Below are 17,053 nucleotides of genomic sequence, written 5' to 3'. Positions count from 1 at the left end.
TTGTTTCTGTCAGTTGTACTGAGCTCAATCGGGGTGAACCCAGTCTTCTACGCGTAGCCCTGGTACCCTTTCAAACTCTCGCAGGTTGTTGGTTACCACTATGAATCCGCGTGAACGCGCGTGGCCGGCAATCATGTGGTCGTAGGGTCCGATAGGCGTGCCAGCCTTGGCCAGCTCGGATCGAATCATTCCGGTATGCGAGGCTGCTTCATTGTCGAAAGGCAAGACCTCAAGGCGTGCCGCAAAACCCTCGATCACAGCGAGGTTTTTTTCGGGTGCTGCTGATTTTTCCGCACCGTAAATCAACTCCATCAGCGTGACGGCGCTGATGCATAGCTGCCCTTCATGACGGTTGAAAGCTTCTCGTACGATTTGCGGTTTGTTCTTGATGGTGAAGATACAGATGTTGGTATCGAGCATGTATTTGATCATCAGAACGACTCACGCTCCTGATCGGCGGGTTGTTCACGATCGGTCATGAAATCTGCACTCACGCCATCCCCGTCGAACCAGCTGTCCCATGTTTCATCTGCGGGAGTGATGATGCGAGCTCTGCCGATGGCAACTACGTTTACTCGTTTCACGTCGCTTGGCATCGCAACAGCTTTGGGGAGGCGGACAGCCTGGCTTCGATTGCTCATGAAAAGGGTGGTCTGTTCCATTTTGGCCTCCTGTATTTGCGGGGTTTGTGAGTCCAGAGAATAGATCTCTTGGGGGATATGTCAATGGGATATACATAGTTGTTGACGAGAGGTAATGATCGATTGTTTCAGGTGGGTGGCTTCCACAAAAAACGGCCGCTGTCAGTGATGACAAGCGGCCGTTTTTGTTTCTGAGGCGAGTGTTTACTCAGCCTTTTCTTCCTGTGCATCCAGCGACTCGCGATAGCTGTCGAGCGCCGTGCCGAAGTCAGTGATGAACTGCGGATCCGTCAGCCAGGCCTGGGCGGTGTCGCGGTCCATGCCGTCGGCCCACATGCGGTAATCGATCAGCATGTCGGCGGCCAGGTGAGTGGCGGCCATGGCTTCGTTGTCGGCGTTTTCCATGTCCAGCAGTTCTGGATGGTCGCTGATGATTCCGGCGAGGTTCGACAACAAGGTCAGCAGCATGTCATTGCGGCTGGTGGCTTCTGCGTCGTGCATTTTGCTGAACATCGCCAGGGTGTATTCCGGGATCGGCTCGCCGATTTCGCCCAGGTCATCGTCCAGTGCGGCGGGTTTTCTGCCGTGGATATTGATTTGTTTGGCTTTGATCTTGGCGCGTTTGGCGCGTTTCTGTTGCTTGTTCAGGGAGGCCATTAAATTCAGTTCGCTTTCGGTTGTGTTTGGGCCGCGATGGCGTCGGACGCCGCCACGTAGTCAGCCTGGAAGGCCGGGGATTCGATCCACGCCAGTGCGCCGGCTTCGTCCACTTCGGTGGACCATTGGCGGTACTCGATCAGCGCGGCGACGATAAAGTCTGTCGCTGTTTCTTCGCCTTCCTGCTCCAGCACCAGCGCGAGCAGCGGGTGTTCAAGGAAGACCTTGCACATGGCTTGCTGGCTGATCTTTTGTGCGTCGATCATTTCTTTGAACAGGTCGGTCAAGTCCACCGATTCGAAGTCGATGCGGTCGTCGTTCGGGTCCAGCTCGACCGGCGCGGCAGCCCGTTGGGTGCGGTTCTGCTTGGCCTTGGCTTTGGCGCGAGTGGCGCGTTTGTTCTGCTTGTTGGCGGATGCCATGGGCGTCGTTCCGTATTCCGTTGAATGGGCGCATCAGTCAGTTGCGTGGCACGAGCCGCCCAGGTGTGTCGGGGGCCAGTTTGCCGGTCTGCAACCAGGACAATGCAATGGGCCATAGTGTGGCTTGGTATGGGCTACGAAAAAAGGCGAAATGTCCGACTTCTTGTTCGCCGATGTCTTCGGGGGCGATTCGCAAGTGGGCGTTCGTGCTGTTGGTGAAGTAACCCAGCAGCCGTTCGATGGCTGGAATCGTGCCGTAAGGATCGTCGCTGATGCTGATGGCCAGGTTTTGTGCGGTGACGGATGAGAAGGGCAGTCGTCCGGACTTTGCGTGAAGGACGCGACCGCTGGGGCGTTTCTCGTAATGCGCGGTGGGCATGCTCCAATCGCGAACCACGCCGGCGGGCGTGTCCTCTAGCCAGCCGAGACGTTTGCCGGGGAAGTAGCCGCAAAGCAATGTCATCAACGGCATCACCAGATGCCACTTGCCGAACATCCGCCAGCGATGGGCGGGCGAGTAATCGCGCCAGTAAGCGAATTGCGCACCGACGGTCACTAGACGTCGAATCATATGCCCGGAAGCTCCCAGGCCCGCGGCACAGCCTCCAAAGCTGTGGCCTACAACATCGATGGGTTGCCCGGGGAATTCACGCTGAGCGCGCTTGAGCATCGCCTCAAAGTCCAGCGCGCCCCAATCTGACCATGAAGCCCGAAGCCCTTTCAGCGAGGCGGGTCGCGATTCGCCGATGCCACGGTAGTCGTAAGTGATCACGTCGAAGCCGTTGGCGAACAGGTAATCGGCGAAGCGCGAGTAATGGCGGCAGCGGACGGAGGTGGCGGCGTTGATGATGACGACCGGGCGGGTAGCGTCCTGGCGGGGGTGCCTCCAGGTAAAACCGCCGAGGCTGTAGCCGTCTGCGGCGAGCTCCTTGAACGGTTCGCCTGCCGTAGATGTGCGCGGTGGCAACTCGGTTTGAGTGGGTGCCAGTGAGGGCATGTCCTGCAAATTCATCGGCGTCGGACCTTTGCGGGTAGCTGCCAACGATAGTCTTCACGCAGCGTATGAACAATCCGCCCGTGCTTATCGGAGCCTCTGCTTGAGTAATCGCTCCTCAAGCACCGCCCATTCCCGATCCAGTTCTGTGCGAAGTTCCTCCTCGCTCGGCAGTACCAGTCTGTAGGTACTGGCGAACAGTTGTTCGTTGCCTTGCAGCACCGAATAGCGCACCACCGATTCATCTTTTTGCGCGCAGAGAATGAGGCCGACGGTGGGACCATCCTCCGGTCCGCGCTTGAGGTCGTCGTACATGCGCACGTACATGTCCATCTGGCCGACATCCTGGTGGGTCAGTACGCCGCGCTTGAGGTCGAAGATGACGAAGCACTTGAGCAGGTAGTTGTAGAACACCAGATCGATGTAGAAGTCCTTGCTCTCGGTACTGATGCGTTGCTGGCGAGCGATGAAGGCGAAGCCTTTGCCCAGTTCGAGCAGGAAGCCCTGGAGTTGATTGATCAAGGCTTGTTCAAGTTCGCTTTCCTGGATCAAGCCCGCATTGGGCAGGCCGAGAAACTCCAGAAGCACTGGGTCGCGGATGAAATCCCGAGGGCTGGCGTTCATTTGCTCGATATGAATGGCGGCTTCCTGTTTGACGGCCGGCCGGTCGCGACTTGCCAGCAAGCGTTCGTAATAGAGGGTATTGATCTGGCGCTCGAGGGCGCGACTTGACCAGTTCTGCATCGCTGACTCGTTCATGTACCAATGGCGAGCGTGATCGTTCTCGACTCGTAGCAATCTGCGGTAGTGGGTCCAGCTCAATTCGTGACGCAGTGCGTCACGAATTGGGAATGCTTGATAGAACAGGCGCATGTAGCGAAGGTTGGAGATGTCAAAGCCTTTGCCAAACTCTGCTGTCAGACTCTTCGCCAGCGTCGCCAGTAACTGCTTCCCATAACCCGCCCGCCGAGCCCCCTCCTGCTCGAACTCCACAATATGCCGTCCGATCTGCCAACAGGTTTGCACCTGGACGGTATCGACCGCTCGCAGCACCTTCTGACGCGCTTCACGGATCAGCTCGCCAAGATTGCCGAGCAGTGAAGTGATCTGTGAATCTTGAGTGTTACCGGGTTTGAGAGGACTCATGACATTTTCCGCGGCTGAAGGAAACAGGCGGAAGAGGATGGCAAGAGAGTGATAGTCCGCGATGCCGGGCGTTGCTGGTAAATCGGAAGGAAAGGCGAGTTTGCTTTGCAGGACCGCGCCGACGACAGCACGTGCATGAGGAATACATCACGTAGTCCGATTCGCAGTTAGCTCAAGTGCTAATCGATCTAAAACTTGAACATTCTGTAACAAATCTAAGAAGAGTAACGATTGGGTTCTGAGCAACCCGGGAGTCACCATCATGAAGAACGTCCATTCATTCATGCTGCCCATCGCCGCCGTCGGCGTACTGATGTTTCCAGTCGTGCTTAACGCCGCCAGTCTTGAACCGATCGACAGCACCGGTGTGCAAGTCCAGCAGCAACAGCAAAACGGGATTACTTACCTGTCCGGAGGGGTTGGAGAGGATGAGGCTAAAGCCATTCAACAAACGCAGGGCTACAACCTGCACATGACCTTCTCCACCGGACCGAAGGACGAATATGTTCCGGATGTGAATCTGGTCATTCAGAAAACCCCAGGGTCGCCCGTGCTGACGCTGAGTGAGGCCGGCCCGTTGGTTTACGTACAGCTGCCACCTGGCAAGTACACCGTCGTCGCGACACGTAATGGTGAGGAGCGGCGTGATACGGCGGAGGTAGGAAGCGGTGCTGCTCGCAATCTGGTCTTCCATTGGGGTAGTGAAAACTAGCCAAAGAGAGACGACTTGCGCGAGGTCTGATCAAATCCCAGGCATAAAAAAACCCTGAATCTTGCGATTCAGGGTTTTCGGTATTTGGTGCCCAGAGACGGAATCGAACCGCCGACACGGGGATTTTCAATCCCCTGCTCTACCGACTGAGCTATCTGGGCAACGGGGCGCATTAAACTGGTTTTTCAGGGGGTCGTCAAGAAAGTTTTCAAAAAAATTTTAATTATTACCGTCGCTTACGTTCCGACCCTCGAAAAAGCGGGATTATTCAGCCGGCGGAACGTAGCCGTCAGCCTTGGCGTATTCCTCGCCGGAAAAGAACTTGTCCATCTCGCCCTGAAGATATTTGCGGTCTTCGGCGTTCATCATGTTCAGGCGTTTTTCGTTGATCAGCAGGGTCTGGTGCTTTTGCCAGTCTGCCCAGGCTTTGGCCGAGACGTGGTCAAAAATGTCCTGACCTTTTGCGCCAGGAAATGGAGCACGCTCCAGGGCGGGCAATTCTTCTTTGTACTTGCGGCACATGATGGTGCGGGTCATGACGACTCTCCTGCGTTCAATACGGCGGCCGCGCGTTCGAGCAAGGTTTTGACCGGGGCGGCAAGGCCCAGGCGCGGCGGGGTGGCGAGGTTATACCAGAGCCAGTCGGCCTCGGCCACGTGATGGCCGGCCTCCTGGACCTGAACCAGCCAGGGTTCGATGGACAACTGAAAATGACTGAAGGTGTGGACCAGGCTCGGCAGCGCCTGTTGGCTGCCCAGCTCCAGCGAATGCTGCGAAGCCAGATGTTGCAGGTCGTCGAGGTCATCGAGTTCCGGCAGGCTCCATAGACCGCCCCACAAGCCCGTGGAAGGGCGACGGTAAAGCAGAATCGCGCCGTCACCGTTGGCGAGCATCGGCATCAGCGTACGCTTCTGTGGCACGGCTTTACGCGGTTTGGGGATTGGGTAGCGCGTTTCCAGGCCGAGCATGTGCGCTTCGCAGCCCTTTTCCAGCGGGCAGAGCAGGCAACTCGGTTTGCTGCGGGTACAGAGCGTCGCGCCCAGATCCATCATCGCCTGGGTGTAGGCGTTGACCCGATCATGCGGCGTGAAGCGCTCAGCGTTGGCCCACAGCTGTTTGGCGACCTTGGGCTCGCCCGGATAGCCCTCTTGCGCGGTAAAGCGCGCCAGCACCCGTTTGACGTTGCCGTCGAGGATCGGCGCCCGCAGGCCCATGCTCAGGCTGGCGATAGCGCCGGCCGTGGACAGGCCGATGCCTGGCAGCTCAACCAGCTTTTCCACATCCCGCGGAAACTCGCCGCCGTACTCGGCGACGACAATCTTCGCGGTCTTCTGCAAATTGCGCGCACGGGTGTAGTAACCGAGGCCGGTCCAAAGGTGCAGGACTTCGTCTTCCGGCGCAGCGGCCAGGGCTTCGACCGTCGGCAACGAGGCCATGAAGCGGTCGAAGTAGTTCAGCACCGTGCTGACCTGGGTCTGCTGCAACATGATTTCCGAGACCCACACCCGATATGGGGTGATGCCTTGTTGCCAGGGCAAGTCGTGGCGGCCGTGGCGGTCGTACCAGTCCAGCACCGCCGATGAAAACTGCTCGGCTATCATCGCTTGAACAGCCCCTTCAACGCGTTTTTCAGTTCCGGGCTGACTTTGTCGCCAAGCTTCTCGTCGATTTTTTCGCTGATTTTTTCGCCGGCCAGTTTGCTCGCGACCTGGCCCATGCGTTCGTTATCGAGGCGGCAAGCCTTGGCGCCCAGTTCCAGCGGGCCACGGCAGCGCAGCGGCCACTCGATGCCGACGAACTTCTCGCCGACCTGGCAGGCCGGGTCCGGCATGTCGCTCTTGTCGCCTTCGACGATAACGCCCACGCGGTAATCCATGCCCAGTACCCGCAGATCGACGTCGCCGTCGCCGTTGACGGTCATGCCCGGGATGCGCACTTTCAGGTCCGGGTTGCTGGCCACGCCGTTACGGAAGGTCAGGTTGCCCTTGAACTCCTGGAACGGTGTGTCCTTGCCCCGTGGCTCGCCGCTGAGGGTTTTACGGTTCAGGGTGGCGATGCCTTTGCACAGCTGTTGTTCGAGGTTGGCATTGAGCAACACGCCGTTGTTGATGATGAAACTGGCATTGCCATTGAGGGTTTCGATCAGCGCTTTCTGGCTGTTGCCGCTGCCGGTCAGGTTGCTGTTGAGTGTCACCAAGCCTTTGACCGGCGGATTTTTACCCTGGCTTTCGAGGATTTTTTCCACCGGTACTTTGCTGATGCTCGTCTGTATGTTCAGCGCTGGCACCTGTTGGCGCACGTCGAGCGTACCTTTGGCGTCGAAGTTGCCGTCGTACAGGTCGCCGCGAAGGCTTTCCAGAGTCAGCAGACCGCCCAGGCCCGTGGCCTTGAGCGCAGCGTTCTGGATCGGCAATTTATCGAGGGTCAACTGACCGAAGGTGAGGTCGGCGTCTACGTCGAGTTTGGCCAGGCGCTCCACTGGCAACAGGCGCTCGTTGCTCCACGCGTCTTTGGTCGGTGCTGGCGGCAGCGGGGTATTGCCCGGGCCAGCCATGGCGTCGGCTTCGGTACTGGCCACTTCGGCCTGACGCACCTGCGTCGCGCTGTTGGCTTCGGCGGATTTTGGTGGCAGATAACGGTCGACGTTGAAGGTGTCGGCCTTGAGGTTCGCCCGCAGCGATTGTTTGGCGAAGTCCTCGACGGCGATGCGACCGCTGAAGGTGCTGTCGTCGACTTTGAGGTTGATGTCGTCCAGGATCACGCTGGTCGGCGTGCCGGCAAGGCGGCTGACCAGTTCGACTTTGCTCAGGCTGCCTTCAGCCATCGCCGGAAGCTGCTGGCCAATGCTGTCGACGAATTTCGCCAGATCGAACTGGGCGATCGACAGGCCGCCACTGATTTGCGGGGTTTTGTCGAGGTCGTTGACCTTCAGTTCACCCAATGCGCGCAGTTGGTTGGCAGAGATCTTGATGCCGGTCCATTCGGCGACGTTCGCCGCTTTATCCAGCAGCAACTGCCCTTGGGCGGCGAAGGTCATGGTTTTGCCTTGTAGCGGATCGCCAGCCACTTCCCCAGAGAGTTTCATGTCTTCGAATTTGTAGCGTTGCAGTGCGCGCTCGAAACGCAGCTCGCCATTGAGCTCGGTACGGACACGCAAGACCGGCTGGTTGGTGCCCAGGAACGCAGTAAGTTTGACCGGGATGTTCGTGGAGTCATGCACCGGGCCGGTACTCAGCTGGATGCTTTCGGCGCTGAATTGCTTGCCGGTTTTTTCGTCGCTGTATTCAACGCGGGCGTTGTTGACGGTCAGGCTGTCGATGTCCAGGCGAATCGGCTGGGCCGGTTTTTCCGCTTGGGCGGTGGTCTCGGTCGCGGGTTCGCCAGTGGTCGCGGGCGGTGTGGCCGGGGTAGCCGGCGCCGGTACCTTGCCGATGTCTTGCCAGTTGCCGTGGCCGTCCTTGTCGCGGGTCAGGCGCAGGTTCAGGCCTTCGACGCGCACATCGCTCATTTGCACTTCACGGCGCAGCAGCGGCAGCACACGGACCGACAAGCCGAGCATCTGCAAATCAGCGAACGGCTCGGTGGGCTTGGCCAGGGTCGCGACCGTGGCTTCGTGCAATTCCAGGCCCAGCCACGGGAACAGGCTCCAGCCGATATCGCCATTGAGCGTCAGCTCGATGTGGGCCTTGTCGCGGGCTATCTGGCGAATCTCGTCTTTATAGTCATTGGGATCAAAGAGGTGGGTCAGGGCAAAGCCCAGCGCCACAATGATCAGCAATAGCCCGAGAAGTACCAGACCCAGGATTTTGCCGAACGCTTTCATGGGCGAGTCCTTGTAGTTAGTCGAATTCGAAATTTAGCCGGGGAGTATAGCGCTCCGCAGCGGACGACCGGTCAGCGATCACCTCGGCAACACATCCAGCGGTATTTTCAGTTTGGCCGCCAGCGCTTGTGCCTCCAGATGCCCGGCAGGCGCCAACAGGCGCAATGTCGCACCCGCTTGCGACGCCATTTTCTGCGCTTCATTCACCAGTCGCTCGGCCACGCCACGACGACGGGTAATTTTTCGTACGCATAGTTGGGACAGGTGCCAGACATCCGAGTGCCGTTGCAGGCGTGCCGCGCCCAAAAGCCGATCGTTGAAGCGGCCGGCGATCAGCGAACCGTCCCGCAGGCAGCCTTCGATCAACTGCAATTCCCCGGCAAACGGGGCAAACAGCCAGTCCGGAGCATCGCGGTAGATCTTCTGCAGATCTTGCTGATCTTGATAAGTGGCTTCGTTTAGCGGCTCGACAATGATCGGCATGAGGGCTCCTTCAGTGGTACGAGAACTGATGACATACAAAAGGTGATATCACTTTGGTTTTTCTGTCACGTACAGATGGTAACCTTTGCTGGTTCGTCCGTCCTTCTGCGACGCGATGTCGCACCAAAATGGAGCTTCACCTCAAAAACAGTCATGCGTGCGCATAAAGGCTGGGGGTGAGGAGCGCTGACGAACCATTCTAATAATTGGGGGATACACCATGACCACGAGCATCACGGCGGACGGCCTCAAAGCCGACCAGCCCGCGTTCCTGTCCAAGGAACGCATCATCGCCAAGCCCGGTTTCAACCGCTGGCTGGTACCACCGGCCGCCTTGGCCATTCACCTTTGCATCGGCATGGCCTACGGCTTTTCGGTGTTCTGGTTGCCACTGTCCAAAGCCCTGGGCGTGACCAAGGCCGTGGCCTGCGCGCCGGACATGAGCTTCATCTCGCAAGTCTTCTCGTCCCAATGCGACTGGCCGATCTCGATGCTCGGCTGGATCTACACCCTGTTCTTCATCTTTCTCGGTTGCTCGGCAGCCATCTGGGGCGGCTGGCTGGAACATGCCGGGCCACGCAAGGCTGGCGTTGTATCGGCCCTGTGCTGGTGTGGCGGTCTGCTGATTTCAGCGCTGGGGGTCTATACCCACCAGATATGGCTGATGTGGATCGGCTCCGGGGTCATTGGCGGTATCGGCCTGGGCCTGGGTTACATCTCGCCCGTATCGACCCTGATCAAGTGGTTCCCGGACAAGCGCGGCATGGCGACCGGCATGGCGATCATGGGTTTCGGTGGTGGCGCGATGGTGGGTGCTCCGCTGGCCGCAGCGTTGATGGGCCATTTCGCTTCGCCAACCAGCGTCGGCGTATGGCAGAGCTTCTTGGTGATGGCCGCGATCTACTTCGTGTTCATGATCGGTGGCGCACTGTCTTACCGTGTTCCGCCAACCGGCTGGAAGCCTGAAGGCTGGACCGCTCCGGCGAAGAAAGCTTCCAACGCGATGATCACCCACCGTCACGTCCACGTGAACGTGGCGTGGAAAACCCCGCAATTTCGTCTGGTGTGGCTGGTGCTGTGCCTGAACGTTTCGGCGGGTATCGGCATTCTCGGCATGGCTTCTCCGCTGTTGCAGGAAGTGTTCGCTGGCACGTTGTTGGGTAACGGCCTGACATTCGGTCAACTGGACGCTTCGCAATTGGCCTCGATCGCGGCGATTGCTGCCGGTTTCACCGGTTTGCTGAGCCTGTTCAACATCGGTGGCCGCTTCTTCTGGGCCTCGTTCTCGGACTACCTGGGCCGCAAAAACACCTATTTCGTGTTCTTCGCCCTGGGTTTTGCCCTGTACGCGCTGATCCCGAACCTCGGTCACCTGGGCAACGTTGCGCTGTTCGTGGCGGCTTTCTGCATCATCCTGTCGATGTACGGCGGTGGTTTTGCGACGGTTCCTGCGTATCTCGCGGACCTGTTCGGCACGCAAATGGTCGGCGCGATCCACGGTCGTCTGCTGACGGCCTGGGCGGCGGCGGGCGTGTTGGGTCCGGTGTTGGTGAACTACCTGCGTGAATATCAGCTGAGCATCGGCGTTGAACGCGCCGCGGCTTACGACATCACCTTGTACATCCTCGCGGGCTTGCTGGTGCTGGGATTCATCTGCAACCTGCTGGTGCGTCCGGTGGCTGACAAGTACTTCATGACCGACGCTGAACTGGCCGCCGAACAGGCGCTGGGCCACGACAAAGGAGCTGACAGCAGCACCGTACTGGAGTGGAAAGCGGATGCGGGCACCAAGCCTTTGGCAGTGGCTGCGTGGCTGGTGGTGGGTATTCCGTTGGCGTGGGGTGTTTGGGTGACTCTGCAGAAAACGGCAGTACTGTTCCACTAAGTTAAGTAAACGCATACCCCTTGTGGGAGTGAGCCTGCTCGCGATAGCGGCCTGACAGTCGACAGAGATGTTGAATGTTAGGGCCCCATCGCGAGCAGGCTCGCTCCTACAGTTGTTTTTGGAGTGTCCGAAATGAGTTGTATGGACATGTCTATCCTCGACAGCACCGGGTTCAGCCCGTCAGGGATATCACGTATCGTGTTTCTGTTTGGCGCCCGCGCCCCTATAATGATTGCCTTTTTTCGCCCAATGATTTTGCGGAGCTGGTGATGGCCGAACGTAAGGCGTCAGTCGAGCGCGACACTCTGGAAACCCAGATCAAAGCCTCGATTAACCTGGATGGCACCGGAAAGGCCCGATTTGATATCGGTGTTCCTTTTCTTGAGCACATGCTGGACCAGATCGCCCGTCACGGGCTGATCGACCTGGATATTGTCAGCAAGGGCGACCTGCATATCGACGACCACCACACGGTGGAAGACGTCGGTATCACTCTGGGGCAGGCCTTTGCCAAAGCCATCGGCGACAAGAAAGGCATCCGTCGCTACGGCCACGCCTACGTGCCGCTCGATGAAGCGCTGTCGCGCGTGGTGATCGACTTCTCCGGCCGCCCTGGCCTGCAGATGCACGTTCCCTACACCCGTGCCACCGTTGGCGGCTTCGACGTTGACCTGTTCCAGGAATTCTTCCAGGGCTTCGTCAACCACGCGCTCGTCAGCCTGCACATCGACAACCTGCGCGGCACCAACACTCACCACCAGATCGAAACCGTGTTCAAGGCTTTCGGCCGCGCCCTGCGCATGGCTGTAGAGCTGGATGACCGCATGGCCGGTCAGATGCCGTCGACCAAAGGCGTTCTGTAATGCAGACGGTTGCGGTTATCGATTACGGCATGGGCAACCTGCACTCGGTGGCCAAGGCACTCGAGCACGTGGGTGCCGGCAAGGTCCTGATCACCAGCGATGCCGCTGTGATTCGCGAAGCCGACCGGGTGGTTTTCCCCGGCGTCGGCGCGATTCGCGACTGCATGGCGGAGATCCGTCGCCTGGGCTTCGATTCGCTGGTGCGCGAAGTCAGCCAGGACCGCCCGTTCCTCGGCATCTGCGTCGGCATGCAAGCCTTGCTCGACAACAGTGAAGAGAACGACGGCGTCGACTGCATCGGCCTGTTCCCGGGTCAGGTGAAGTTCTTCGGCAAGGATTTGCACGAAGATGGCGAACACCTGAAAGTCCCGCACATGGGCTGGAACGAAGTGAAGCAGACGGTCACACATCCGCTGTGGCACAACATTCCGGACCTGGCGCGTTTTTACTTCGTGCACAGCTACTACATTGCTGCCGGCAACCCGCGGCAAGTGGTGGGTGGCGGTCACTACGGTGTCGATTTCGCTGCAGCGCTGGCCGATGGCTCGCGGTTCGCGGTGCAGTTCCACCCGGAGAAGAGCCATACCCATGGCCTGCAATTGCTGCAGAACTTCGCCGCGTGGGATGGTCGCTGGTAAATGGCCGTCAAGAAGAAGCCGCCGATCCTGACCCTCACTCCTGAACAGGAGAACGAGGCCAATCACAAGATCAAACGCTTCATGGAAGACCGCTTCGAGCTGGACCTGGGTTCGTTCGAAGCGGCTGAAATCCTTGAGCTGTTTACCCGTGAAATTGCGCCGCACTATTACAACAGGGCGATTTTCGATGTGCAGACGCACCTCAAAGAGAGGTTCGAAAGCATCGAAAGCGACCTGTGGGCGCTCGAGAAAAACTGATTTTCGAGCGAAGCTGAACAATCGAATTTGAAGGTTTGCCAGATGCTGATTATTCCCGCTATCGATCTTAAAGACGGTGCCTGTGTTCGTCTGCGCCAGGGCCGCATGGAAGATTCCACGGTGTTCTCCGATGACCCGGTGAGCATGGCTGCCAAGTGGGTGGAAGGCGGTTGCCGCCGTCTGCATCTGGTCGACCTGAACGGCGCCTTCGAAGGCCAGCCGGTCAACGGCGAAGTGGTCACCGCCATCGCCAAGCGCTACCCGAACCTGCCGATCCAGATCGGCGGCGGTATCCGCTCCCTGGAAACCATCGAACACTACGTCAAAGCGGGCGTGAGCTACGTGATCATCGGCACCAAAGCCGTGAAAGATCCGGCTTTCGTTGCTGAGGCCTGCCGCGCGTTCCCGGGCAAGGTGATCGTCGGTCTGGATGCCAAAGACGGTTTTGTCGCCACTGACGGCTGGGCTGAAATCAGCACTATTCAGGTGATCGACCTGGCCAAGCAATTCGAAGCCGACGGCGTATCCGCGATCGTTTATACCGACATCGCCAAAGACGGCATGATGCAGGGCTGCAACGTTTCGTACACCGCCGCCCTGGCCGCTGCGACGAAGATTCCGGTGATCGCTTCCGGCGGTATCCACAATCTGGGTGACATCAAGTCGCTGCTCGACGCCAAGGCGCCAGGCATCATCGGCGCCATCACCGGCCGGGCGATTTACGAAGGCACCCTCGATGTCGCTGAAGCGCAAGCTTTCTGCGATTCGTACAAAGGCTGAGGACTGACCATGGCGCTGGCCAAACGCATCATCCCTTGCCTGGACGTGGATAACGGCCGGGTGGTCAAGGGCGTCAAGTTCGAGAACATTCGCGACGCCGGCGACCCGGTGGAAATCGCCCGTCGCTACGACGAGCAAGGTGCCGACGAGATTACCTTTCTCGACATCACCGCCAGCGTCGATGGCCGCGATACCACGCTGCATACCGTCGAACGCATGGCCAGCCAGGTGTTCATCCCGCTGACCGTGGGCGGCGGTGTGCGTACCGTGCAGGACATTCGCAACTTGTTGAATGCCGGCGCGGACAAGGTTTCGATCAACACCGCTGCGGTGTTCAACCCGGAATTCGTCGGCGAAGCGGCTCAGCATTTCGGCTCGCAGTGCATTGTCGTCGCCATCGACGCCAAGAAGGTTTCCGGTCCGGGCGAAATCCCGCGCTGGGAAATCTTCACCCACGGTGGTCGCAAGCCAACCGGTCTCGACGCCGTTGAGTGGGCGAAGAAGATGGAAGGTCTCGGTGCCGGTGAAATCCTGCTGACCAGCATGGACCAGGACGGCATGAAAAACGGCTTCGACCTGGGCGTCACCCGCGCCATCAGCGATGCGTTGGGGATTCCGGTCATCGCGTCCGGCGGTGTCGGCAACCTGCAGCACTTGGCCGACGGCATCCTCGAAGGCCACGCCAGCGCGGTGCTGGCGGCGAGTATTTTCCACTTCGGCGAATACACCGTGCAGGAAGCCAAGGCCTACATGGCTCATCGCGGCATCGTGATGCGTTAAACAGTACAGGCCAGTGGACAGCATGGCGGGCTCAGGGCACTCTTGGGTACGCCATGGATCTCGGTAGCCCGACATGCTTAAACGCCTTCTTCTTGTCCTCGCCAGTGCTTCTCTGTTGTTCATCAACGGAGTTCACGCCGCAGAAAATCCCGGCACCGGTCTGGTGTTGCTGACGGAAAACTTCCCGCCGTACAACATGGCGAAGAACGGCAAGAACTTCGCTCAGGACGAGAACATCAACGGCATTGCCGTGGACATTGTCCGTGAGATGTTCAAACGTGCCGACATCCCTTACAGCCTGACGCTGCGTTTCCCTTGGGAGCGAATCTACAAACTCGCCCTGGAAAAACCCGGTTATGGCGTGTTCGTGATGGCGCGTTTGCCGGACCGCGAGAAACTCTTCAAGTGGGTCGGCCCGATTGGTCCGGACGACTGGATCATGCTGGCCAATGCGGACAGCAAGATCACGCTCGAGACGCTGGATCAGGCGCGCAAGTACAAGATCGGCGCCTACAAGGGCGATGCGATTGCCGAGACGCTGGCCAAGCAAGGATTGAAACCGATCGTTGTGCTGCGCGATCAAGACAACGCCAAAAAACTGGTCAACGGCCAGATCGACCTGTGGGCCACGGGTGACCCGGCAGGCCGCTATCTGGCGCGCCAGGACGGCGTGAACGGGCTCAAGACTGTGCTGCGCTTCAACAGCGCCGAGTTGTATCTGGCGTTGAACAAGGACGTGCCGGATGAGGTCGTGGCCAAGCTGCAATCCGCGCTGGATCAGCTACGCAAGGAAGGCGTGGTGGACGACATCATGGCGAAGTATCTGTAGCGCTCATTTCGATACAGCCTGAGACGGCGCCGGTGTCGCGCTCAAGTACACGGCACTGGTAAATACGTTATTCAACATCGCCCTTGTCAGCGGCTGCTCCCCTGAGACGACGCCGATAATACAGAGTGCATGTGCGCCGCTTTGTGGTCCGATTTCACTATTGATATAAGCGTCTACAGCGTTGATGGCGGCGCTGTAATTGTCGGGCGCTTTGCAGTCCCTGGCGTTATGGACCGTTTTGTAGCGATAGAAGGGTGCCCCGAGCGAAAACCTGAAATCCCAGGCAGGCAGTACGATCTGCCCATTCGCATTCCGCGTTTTATACACGTTTGACTTGAGCTTCCAGGGCTCCGTGACAGTCAGCTCGACTGGCTCCAACGAACAGTTCGCCCCATCGCTGGTAAAGACGCCGTCAATAAAGCAGTGGTGTAGAAAGTTGGCAGAGTAGCCGTAGTTGAAACGGGCAGCTGTGCAAGACGTCGAGTGCTCACACTCGGGCGGCGCTGGGGTATTGCGCGAGATCGCGACTTTACTGACGATGCCGGTGATTTCATTGGTGCGGCGGTTCAGCATCGGGCTACCGGAGCTGCCCGCGTGAAGATCGCAGCTGTTTTTCATAGCCAAAGGGAACACCCCGGGCTGATCGATGAACGTTCCGGCGGTTTGTTCAGCACAAGCGCTCAATCGAAGCCCGTGTTCGGTAAAGCCGCCCGGCGCGCCAACGTTAAGCGCATCCTGACTCTCGTAGGTTTGATGGGACGCCAGCTTGAGCGGGTTGACCCCGGCCCGTATCAACGACGCCAATGTTGCGTCGACCTCCAGTACTGCAAGATCGGTCCCGACCAGACTGCTCCATCGGGCAGTTCGGATGGCGTATTGGCGCTTACGCTGTGGCATGTCATGAAAGTAGTGGAAGGTGACGCTGGCTTCCAAAGGCAGATCGGTCCGCGCCGAACCGTACTGAAAAAGCACGCAATGACCGGCGGTGAGCAGATAAGCAGGGCCGGTGGCTCGGCCTTGCCTGTTTCGCGTATCCAGCAAGACGGCGCTGCAACTCCCGCCCGATTGAAGACTGAGTCGTCCCACGCCGCTCCAGATTTCATAAAAATGGTCGCTGTTTTGCAGCGCCCTTGACGGTGAATCGTTGATGGCGCCTTCGCCCAAATCGCGGGCCTGCACTGCGGAAATAGCCAGCAGACCAAACAGGCCGGCGCAGCAAAAGAAGCTGAGGTATTTCATGTCCATTCCTTGGGGATGAAATTCAGGGTGAGCGCTATCGTGGCACGGGGCGCTGTACCGGCAGGTATAAATAGTTATCGCGAAATGGAGTGGGCTGCGAGGAATTACCGGGCGGTCGGGAGGCGGTATTGGCCATCCTTGCCATGCGCTGCCGTGGCACGATTGCCGCGCACACTGACCATCTGTTTGATGTCGATCCAGTCAATGCCCTGAGCCTTGAGCTTGGGCAATTCACGTTCAAGCACCGCTAATGTCTGCGGATACGGATGCCCGATCATCACCGCAGAACCCTGCTTGTGCGCCAGGCTGATTGCCGTCTGCAGCTGAGTAAATATCGCGGCTTCAGTGGGCTCGTCGTCCAGAAACACATCCCGCGAAACACTTGCCAGACCAATCTTCTGCGCCTCGGCGGCCGCCACGGTTTGCGCACTGGTGCGGCTGTCGACGAAGAACTTGTGTCGACGTTGCAAGTCCGCCATCAACCAAGCCATGGCAGCCGGCTGAACGGTCATGCGGCTGCCCATGTGGTTGTTGATGCCTGCGGTGTAGGGCACGACCTTGAACGCTGCGTTCAGGCGTTTCTCAAGTTCGTCGATGGGCAAATCAGGGTGCCAGGCGAACGGGCCAGTGGCCGGGTCCATGGGCATGTGCAGGATGACAATCTTGCCAGCGCGATGGGCCTCGCGGGCGAATTCGGTGGCGTGGGGCGTGTCCGGCATGATCGCCGCGGTGACCGGGCCGGGCAGGGCCAGCACGCGGCGATCCCGGGGCAGGTTTTGCCCCAGGTCATCGATGATCAGGCTTAGATAAGCTTTTTGAGGTGTGGCCGCTGTTGTGGCAGGCGCCGCGTGAGCGACACCCGCCAGACAACACAGCAGACCGAGTAATAACCGCAGGCGCATC

At 58.9% G+C, this 17,053-nt stretch carries 20 protein-coding genes and 1 tRNA gene; 8 read left to right on the top strand and 13 right to left on the bottom strand.

Annotated elements, in window-relative coordinates; all coding sequences use genetic code 11:
- Nucleotides 1–24 precede the first annotated feature (24 nt).
- The 6 genes from vapC to DFS28_RS08960 all read right to left on the bottom strand — a co-directional run bounded on the left by vapC (nt 25) and on the right by DFS28_RS08960 (nt 3,860).
- On the bottom strand, nt 25–432 hold the full coding sequence (vapC, locus tag DFS28_RS08985; protein WP_111449436.1) for a tRNA(fMet)-specific endonuclease VapC: 408 nt from the start codon (nt 430–432) through the stop codon (nt 25–27).
- Entirely contained in the window at nt 432–662 is a 231-nt protein-coding gene (vapB, locus tag DFS28_RS08980) for a type II toxin-antitoxin system VapB family antitoxin (RefSeq protein WP_033058311.1), read from the bottom strand. Before vapB ends, vapC begins: the two co-directional genes overlap by 1 nt.
- 183 nt (nt 663–845) lie before the next feature.
- The gene (locus DFS28_RS08975; protein ID WP_111449435.1) at nt 846–1,298 is read right to left on the bottom strand and encodes a hypothetical protein; all 453 of its coding nucleotides are present in this window, start codon (nt 1,296–1,298) and stop codon (nt 846–848) included.
- A 5-nt stretch (nt 1,299–1,303) separates the two neighbouring features.
- Nucleotides 1,304–1,720, bottom strand: coding sequence for a hypothetical protein (locus DFS28_RS08970; protein ID WP_111449434.1), 417 nt, complete (start codon nt 1,718–1,720; stop codon nt 1,304–1,306).
- Between the two features lie 37 nt (nt 1,721–1,757).
- Nucleotides 1,758–2,732 (bottom strand): alpha/beta fold hydrolase, encoded by a 975-nt coding sequence (locus DFS28_RS08965; RefSeq protein ID WP_111449433.1) that lies wholly within the window; start codon nt 2,730–2,732, stop codon nt 1,758–1,760.
- Between the two features lie 69 nt (nt 2,733–2,801).
- Complete coding sequence (locus tag DFS28_RS08960) at nt 2,802–3,860, bottom strand: YhcG family protein (RefSeq protein WP_111449432.1); 1,059 nt, start codon at nt 3,858–3,860, stop codon at nt 2,802–2,804.
- A gap of 262 nt (nt 3,861–4,122) precedes the next feature.
- Between DFS28_RS08960 and DFS28_RS08955 the strand changes: the two genes are divergently transcribed.
- Entirely contained in the window at nt 4,123–4,572 is a 450-nt protein-coding gene (locus tag DFS28_RS08955) for a carboxypeptidase regulatory-like domain-containing protein (RefSeq protein WP_111449431.1), read from the top strand.
- Between the two features lie 85 nt (nt 4,573–4,657).
- Here the strand turns inward: DFS28_RS08955 and DFS28_RS08950 are convergent.
- From DFS28_RS08950 to DFS28_RS08930, 5 genes are all read right to left on the bottom strand, one after another.
- Nucleotides 4,658–4,733, bottom strand: a tRNA-Phe gene (locus DFS28_RS08950).
- Between the two features lie 103 nt (nt 4,734–4,836).
- Nucleotides 4,837–5,109, bottom strand: a complete 273-nt coding sequence (locus DFS28_RS08945; protein ID WP_008149405.1) for an oxidative damage protection protein — start codon at nt 5,107–5,109, stop codon at nt 4,837–4,839.
- The gene (gene mutY / locus DFS28_RS08940) at nt 5,106–6,173 is read right to left on the bottom strand and encodes an A/G-specific adenine glycosylase (protein ID WP_111449430.1); all 1,068 of its coding nucleotides are present in this window, start codon (nt 6,171–6,173) and stop codon (nt 5,106–5,108) included. The genes DFS28_RS08945 and mutY overlap by 4 nt, the downstream gene beginning before the upstream one ends.
- Complete coding sequence (locus tag DFS28_RS08935) at nt 6,170–8,395, bottom strand: AsmA family protein (RefSeq protein WP_111449429.1); 2,226 nt, start codon at nt 8,393–8,395, stop codon at nt 6,170–6,172. Before DFS28_RS08935 ends, mutY begins: the two co-directional genes overlap by 4 nt.
- Before the next feature lie 78 nt (nt 8,396–8,473).
- Nucleotides 8,474–8,878: an acetyl-CoA sensor PanZ family protein gene (locus tag DFS28_RS08930; RefSeq protein WP_111449428.1), complete on the bottom strand. Its 405-nt coding sequence runs from the start codon at nt 8,876–8,878 to the stop codon at nt 8,474–8,476.
- Nucleotides 8,879–9,098: 220 nt separating this feature from the next.
- On the opposite strand from DFS28_RS08930, the gene DFS28_RS08925 reads away from it, so the two are divergent.
- The 7 genes from DFS28_RS08925 to DFS28_RS08895 all read left to right on the top strand — a co-directional run bounded on the left by DFS28_RS08925 (nt 9,099) and on the right by DFS28_RS08895 (nt 14,911).
- A complete protein-coding gene (locus DFS28_RS08925) occupies nt 9,099–10,763 on the top strand; it encodes an OFA family MFS transporter (protein WP_008149415.1) in 1,665 nt (554 codons plus the stop codon).
- A 269-nt stretch (nt 10,764–11,032) separates the two neighbouring features.
- Nucleotides 11,033–11,626: an imidazoleglycerol-phosphate dehydratase HisB gene (hisB, locus tag DFS28_RS08920; protein WP_003218037.1), complete on the top strand. Its 594-nt coding sequence runs from the start codon at nt 11,033–11,035 to the stop codon at nt 11,624–11,626.
- The gene (hisH, locus tag DFS28_RS08915; RefSeq protein WP_111449427.1) at nt 11,626–12,264 is read left to right on the top strand and encodes an imidazole glycerol phosphate synthase subunit HisH; all 639 of its coding nucleotides are present in this window, start codon (nt 11,626–11,628) and stop codon (nt 12,262–12,264) included. Before hisB ends, hisH begins: the two co-directional genes overlap by 1 nt.
- The gene (locus DFS28_RS08910) at nt 12,265–12,522 is read left to right on the top strand and encodes a DUF2164 domain-containing protein (protein WP_008024930.1); all 258 of its coding nucleotides are present in this window, start codon (nt 12,265–12,267) and stop codon (nt 12,520–12,522) included.
- A gap of 42 nt (nt 12,523–12,564) precedes the next feature.
- Nucleotides 12,565–13,302 carry a 1-(5-phosphoribosyl)-5-[(5-phosphoribosylamino)methylideneamino]imidazole-4-carboxamide isomerase gene (hisA, locus tag DFS28_RS08905; protein WP_007897434.1) on the top strand — a complete coding sequence of 246 codons (738 nt, stop codon included), beginning with the start codon at nt 12,565–12,567 and terminating at the stop codon, nt 13,300–13,302.
- A 9-nt stretch (nt 13,303–13,311) separates the two neighbouring features.
- Entirely contained in the window at nt 13,312–14,082 is a 771-nt protein-coding gene (gene hisF, locus DFS28_RS08900) for an imidazole glycerol phosphate synthase subunit HisF (protein WP_084318197.1), read from the top strand.
- A gap of 73 nt (nt 14,083–14,155) precedes the next feature.
- Nucleotides 14,156–14,911: an ABC transporter substrate-binding protein gene (locus DFS28_RS08895; protein ID WP_111449426.1), complete on the top strand. Its 756-nt coding sequence runs from the start codon at nt 14,156–14,158 to the stop codon at nt 14,909–14,911.
- A 3-nt stretch (nt 14,912–14,914) separates the two neighbouring features.
- On the opposite strand, the gene DFS28_RS08890 is transcribed toward DFS28_RS08895, so the two are convergent.
- Nucleotides 14,915–16,150, bottom strand: coding sequence for a serine protease (locus DFS28_RS08890; RefSeq protein WP_111449425.1), 1,236 nt, complete (start codon nt 16,148–16,150; stop codon nt 14,915–14,917).
- 104 nt (nt 16,151–16,254) lie between these two features.
- The gene (locus DFS28_RS08885; RefSeq protein WP_111449424.1) at nt 16,255–17,052 is read right to left on the bottom strand and encodes a divergent polysaccharide deacetylase family protein; all 798 of its coding nucleotides are present in this window, start codon (nt 17,050–17,052) and stop codon (nt 16,255–16,257) included.
- Nucleotide 17,053: the final 1 nt, after the last annotated feature.

Origin of the sequence: Pseudomonas sp. 478 (assembly GCF_003254125.1) — a bacterium.
Taxonomy (GTDB): Bacteria; Pseudomonadota; Gammaproteobacteria; order Pseudomonadales; family Pseudomonadaceae; genus Aquipseudomonas.
The sequence above is the reverse complement of the archived record's forward strand: the minus strand, read 5'-3'. Positions and strand labels throughout refer to the sequence as shown.

Bases quoted from the DNA above. Each gene is read 5' to 3' on its own strand.
- vapC (WP_111449436.1), bottom strand. From the start codon at position 432: ATGATCAAATACATGCTCGATACCAACATCTGTATCTTCACCATCAAG.
- vapB (WP_033058311.1), bottom strand. From the start codon at position 662: ATGGAACAGACCACCCTTTTCATGAGCAATCGAAGCCAGGCTGTCCGC.
- DFS28_RS08975 (WP_111449435.1), bottom strand. From the start codon at position 1,298: ATGGCCTCCCTGAACAAGCAACAGAAACGCGCCAAACGCGCCAAGATC.
- DFS28_RS08970 (WP_111449434.1), bottom strand. From the start codon at position 1,720: ATGGCATCCGCCAACAAGCAGAACAAACGCGCCACTCGCGCCAAAGCC.
- DFS28_RS08965 (WP_111449433.1), bottom strand. From the start codon at position 2,732: ATGAATTTGCAGGACATGCCCTCACTGGCACCCACTCAAACCGAGTTG.
- DFS28_RS08960 (WP_111449432.1), bottom strand. From the start codon at position 3,860: ATGAGTCCTCTCAAACCCGGTAACACTCAAGATTCACAGATCACTTCA.
- DFS28_RS08955 (WP_111449431.1), top strand. From the start codon at position 4,123: ATGAAGAACGTCCATTCATTCATGCTGCCCATCGCCGCCGTCGGCGTA.
- DFS28_RS08945 (WP_008149405.1), bottom strand. From the start codon at position 5,109: ATGACCCGCACCATCATGTGCCGCAAGTACAAAGAAGAATTGCCCGCC.
- mutY (WP_111449430.1), bottom strand. From the start codon at position 6,173: ATGATAGCCGAGCAGTTTTCATCGGCGGTGCTGGACTGGTACGACCGC.
- DFS28_RS08935 (WP_111449429.1), bottom strand. From the start codon at position 8,395: ATGAAAGCGTTCGGCAAAATCCTGGGTCTGGTACTTCTCGGGCTATTG.
- DFS28_RS08930 (WP_111449428.1), bottom strand. From the start codon at position 8,878: ATGCCGATCATTGTCGAGCCGCTAAACGAAGCCACTTATCAAGATCAG.
- DFS28_RS08925 (WP_008149415.1), top strand. From the start codon at position 9,099: ATGACCACGAGCATCACGGCGGACGGCCTCAAAGCCGACCAGCCCGCG.
- hisB (WP_003218037.1), top strand. From the start codon at position 11,033: ATGGCCGAACGTAAGGCGTCAGTCGAGCGCGACACTCTGGAAACCCAG.
- hisH (WP_111449427.1), top strand. From the start codon at position 11,626: ATGCAGACGGTTGCGGTTATCGATTACGGCATGGGCAACCTGCACTCG.
- DFS28_RS08910 (WP_008024930.1), top strand. From the start codon at position 12,265: ATGGCCGTCAAGAAGAAGCCGCCGATCCTGACCCTCACTCCTGAACAG.
- hisA (WP_007897434.1), top strand. From the start codon at position 12,565: ATGCTGATTATTCCCGCTATCGATCTTAAAGACGGTGCCTGTGTTCGT.
- hisF (WP_084318197.1), top strand. From the start codon at position 13,312: ATGGCGCTGGCCAAACGCATCATCCCTTGCCTGGACGTGGATAACGGC.
- DFS28_RS08895 (WP_111449426.1), top strand. From the start codon at position 14,156: ATGCTTAAACGCCTTCTTCTTGTCCTCGCCAGTGCTTCTCTGTTGTTC.
- DFS28_RS08890 (WP_111449425.1), bottom strand. From the start codon at position 16,150: ATGAAATACCTCAGCTTCTTTTGCTGCGCCGGCCTGTTTGGTCTGCTG.
- DFS28_RS08885 (WP_111449424.1), bottom strand. From the start codon at position 17,052: ATGCGCCTGCGGTTATTACTCGGTCTGCTGTGTTGTCTGGCGGGTGTC.